General features: G+C 37.8%; 5 protein-coding genes. All 5 read left to right on the top strand.

Features of this window, described 5'->3' with window-relative positions:
- The first annotated feature begins 194 nt into the window (after positions 1-194).
- The 5 genes from R6U02_RS03380 to R6U02_RS03400 all read left to right on the top strand — a co-directional run bounded on the left by R6U02_RS03380 (position 195) and on the right by R6U02_RS03400 (position 3,852).
- Positions 195-1,220, top strand: a complete 1,026-nt coding sequence (locus R6U02_RS03380; RefSeq protein ID WP_410262228.1) for a Gfo/Idh/MocA family oxidoreductase — start codon at positions 195-197, stop codon at positions 1,218-1,220.
- A 49-nt stretch (positions 1,221-1,269) separates the two neighbouring features.
- Positions 1,270-1,500: a hypothetical protein gene (locus R6U02_RS03385; RefSeq protein ID WP_410262229.1), complete on the top strand. Its 231-nt coding sequence runs from the start codon at positions 1,270-1,272 to the stop codon at positions 1,498-1,500.
- Positions 1,501-1,652: 152 nt separating this feature from the next.
- The gene (locus tag R6U02_RS03390; protein ID WP_410262230.1) at positions 1,653-2,087 is read left to right on the top strand and encodes an MBL fold metallo-hydrolase; all 435 of its coding nucleotides are present in this window, start codon (positions 1,653-1,655) and stop codon (positions 2,085-2,087) included.
- 75 nt (positions 2,088-2,162) lie between these two features.
- Entirely contained in the window at positions 2,163-2,501 is a 339-nt protein-coding gene (locus R6U02_RS03395; protein WP_410262231.1) for a hypothetical protein, read from the top strand.
- 523 nt (positions 2,502-3,024) lie between these two features.
- Positions 3,025-3,852 carry a MurR/RpiR family transcriptional regulator gene (locus R6U02_RS03400; protein ID WP_410262232.1) on the top strand — a complete coding sequence of 276 codons (828 nt, stop codon included), beginning with the start codon at positions 3,025-3,027 and terminating at the stop codon, positions 3,850-3,852.
- Positions 3,853-3,988: the final 136 nt, after the last annotated feature.

The raw sequence follows: 3,988 nt of genomic DNA on the forward strand, positions 1-3,988 counted from the left end.
CATAGCCTAAGCAAGCAGAGTCAGTATCTTAAATTTCTTCAACGAATTTCAGTTAATTTGGTTTACTAGTGGGCATAAGAACAGATACAATGAGAAAGAGAATGCCGTCATTGTATCTGTTATTGAATTTGAAATAGATGACAAATGACTGAAGACTTTAAGCTGAGTACCAACTAATTACTGGAGGTTAAACTATGTTAACTATCGCCTATATTGGGGACGGGAAGAGCACGAACCGTTACCACATCCCTTTTTCCAAACAAGTGGATGAAATAACTATCAAGACCATTCAAGCCCGGTCGGGTCACAATGACATGTGGGATGAAGTTCCGGGAGCTACATACGTAAAAGACGTCAAGGATATTTGGAATGATCCGGAAATCGATTTGGTCGTTATTTGTACCCCACCACAAAGTCATTTTAAATTAGCCAGAGAAGCGTTGATGAATGGGAAACATGCACTCGTTGAAAAACCATTCGCTGAAACATCGGAAGAAGCCAGAGAACTCTTTGCGTTGGCTGAAGAAAAGGATCTCTTTCTACAATGTTTCCAAAACCGCCGTTTCGATTCCGACTTCCTGACTGTTCAAAAAGTCATCGAAAGTGGTGTGTTAGGGGATGTTCTGGAAGTGGAAATGCATTTCGATTACTTCCGTCCAGAAGTGCCAGAAAATGCAAAAGAATTCGAGCGCTTTGGAAGCTTTTTATATACCCATGCCTGCCATACCGTCGATCAAGTATTGTCTTATTTTGGCAACCCGCTGGATGTTCACTATGACGTCAGACAGCTCTTAGGCGAAGGCCGCATGAACGATTACTTTGACTTGGATTTGAACTACGCCAATAACCTCAAAGTATCGGTGAAATCCAGTTATTTCCGCCTGAAGGGACGCCCAAGCTTTGTCGTGTACGGTAAGAAAGGCACGTTCGTCAAAGAAACGAAAGACCGCCAGGAAGAACATTTGAAGTTGTTCTACATGCCGACCAACAATGACTTCGGTGTCGACCTGCCGGAACACTACGGAACGCTTTACTATATGGATGACGCGGGTCAGTATCATGAAGAAAAAGTCGTTTCAGAAGTGGGCGACTACAGTCTAATCTATGAAGGCGTTTATGACTCGATCGTGAACGGCAAGGAAAAAATCGTCAAAGACGATGAGACCATTCGTCAACTTGAAATCCTTGAAGAAGGCATTCAAGAAATGAAGAACTACTGAGTCTGACTTATTTAGTGCAGCAGAAGAGAATGAGAAGGAGGAATTTATTATGTCTGAAAATGCTAATCTTTTTCACATCTTATCCTGGGCATGCCTGTTTTTAGGGTGGATGGGTTTATCTATCCTGGCCTTTCCCTTAGGTGTGTATTTAGCGAGTCAAGCCATGGAAGGCGGCGTAGATGCGGCTCTGGCACGTAAACTGAACAAATGGTCACTGATAATGATCATCGTCTTGGTCGTCCTTGCACTGCTAGGGTTCTTGTTATGGGTTTCTGCCTAATACAGACTCTAAATAAAAAATGAAAACTCTTTTAATAATATGAGGAATAGAAGTGTCCGATTTATCTTCTATTCCTTTTCTATGTATAAGTATAAAAAACCGGTCGAAATTTGAAGTGATGTTTGAAGACAGAGTATATTGGAGGAAAAAACTTGGATAAACTGAAATTTCAGGACATGACACTGTATTGGCTGGATGGCGGCGTTGTCTCATTTGACGGCGGAGCCATATTTGGTGTGGTACCAAAACCTCTATGGAACAAAAAGTATCCGGCCAACGAAAAGAATCAGATCACCCATGCGACAGAACCGATTCTCATTCAGTATCAGGGGAAAAATCACTTGATCGATACAGGTATTGGAAAAGACAAGCTCACCGAGAAGCAAAAGCGCAACTTTGGTGTTCAGGAAGAGTCCCGCATAGAAGAGAACTTGGATGAACTGGGACTGACTAGAGAAGCTATCGATGTGGTGCTCATGACCCATATGCATTTTGATCACGCGACCGGCTTGACCCATGAAGAAGATGGCGAGTTCGTGTCTACTTATCCCAACGCTGTGATCTATATGACTGAAACGGAATGGTAAGAAGTCAGACACCCCAATATCCGGTCTAGAAGTACTTACTGGAAACAGAATTGGGAAGCCATCCAGGACCAGGTCGTGACGTTTGAGAAAGAACTGGAAATCTTTCCAGGGATCAATATGTACCACACCGGAGGACACAGTAACGGGCATGCGGTCGTCAAGCTGACACAAGACGGAGAAACCGTGATGCATATGGCAGATATCATGTCGTCGTCCGCGCATCAAAATCCCTTGTGGGTCATGGCCTACGACGATTACCCGATGGATTCCGTCTACGCTAAAGTGAAGTGGATGAAACAGGCCTACCAGGACAACTACAAATTTATTTTCTACCACGATGCCTATTACCGCATGATCCAGTGGGACGAAAACGGAAAAGAAATCGTGGATTTTATGAAGCGGTCAAAAGGCTAGTTTTTGGTTGTTGTTTAGCTTGAAATTAGTATAAAGTTAAAGCCTTATTGGGGTTTTTGACAGTGTAATAAATGATAACTTTAACTTAATTCTCTCGGGATATTTCGTATACTTATATTGTGTGGATGATTAGAGTGTATTCATGACGATGTCTAAGAATAGATCATTAACGATAGAAAAAATTGTCAAATACGTAGATGCCATTAGTCAAATCTAAATTATTGAATAGGTGATTAATGGAATTAAGAAAACCACTATAAACGTTGGAAATTTGGCTGAAAATCAGGTCACTGTAGAAAGTGACCTTTGTATAATAGTTACTCATTTTTTGATAACGGTACCAAATTAAGGTAATATAATATCATAAGACAACTTTTATTTGGAATGAGTATCATGATTTTTTTAGCCGTTAAAAGACATAAATAAATTCAATCTAGTAAATGAAGGATATAAATTCCTTTCACTTTATACACTCAATCAAAAGAAGAGTATTTCAATCGATCATACCCTTGGAGGTGGAATTGTGGGTGAGTTAACAACATTTAATTCGAAAATATATCAATACAGTGATAAGTTGACATCGAATGAAGAAGGAATCGCTCATTATATTCTTACTCATCCGGAAGATGTATCAAGAATGAGGATCGAAGAGTTGGAAAACAAACTTTATGTTTCGAAGTCGAGCATTGTAAGGTTTTGTAAAAAGCTTGGTTATACAGGATTTATTGAATTAAAGAATAGCTTGAAATCTGAATTAATTGAAAGTGAAGAGGCTTCTGTAAATACTACTTTTCAGCAGTTAGAATATCTAATTAATGATTATAAAATTCTTCTAAATAGATTTTTAAAGTTTATTGATGAAAATGATATCGAAATGTTAACCAATGAAATTAAAAAAAGTGAGTATATTTATATCTATGGATTCGATCATGCCTTTCTTTCCGCTCAGGAGTTTGCACTACGATTAAAAAGATTAGGATTTAAAGCTGAAGCAATAACGCAAGAGCAAACACTTAGAACTGTGATAGGAAATATGGAATCAGATGAATTATTGATACTTTTAACTCATGAATGTAAAAATAGTGATGTAATGGATATTGTAATATTTACAAATAAATTAAACATCAATACATTTTTAATTTCTGTATACAGTAATTTGAATGTAGTCAATAAGGTGAATAACGCTTTGATATTACCAAATGAAATTTACTTGAAATCCAAGAATATTATTAGCCAGCAATTTGTTCCTTTAATTATGATTGACATAGTCTTTGGAAGTTTGATAACTGAGGATAAAGCAGCTGATTCTACTTTTAAAAAAACATTTGGGTATATTGAGGAAAATGAATAAAGTCATGACATAACGGCTCATACGCTGTTATGTCATGACTTTTTTATATTCAGAATAATATGTATAAAACTGAATATGTCATCATATTCAGTTAATTAAATTGCTTGTATAAAGGAATACAGTTTCAAAAGTGTCA

Source organism: Alkalibacterium sp. (assembly GCF_046484155.1).
GTDB lineage: Bacteria > Bacillota > Bacilli > Lactobacillales > Carnobacteriaceae_A > Alkalibacterium.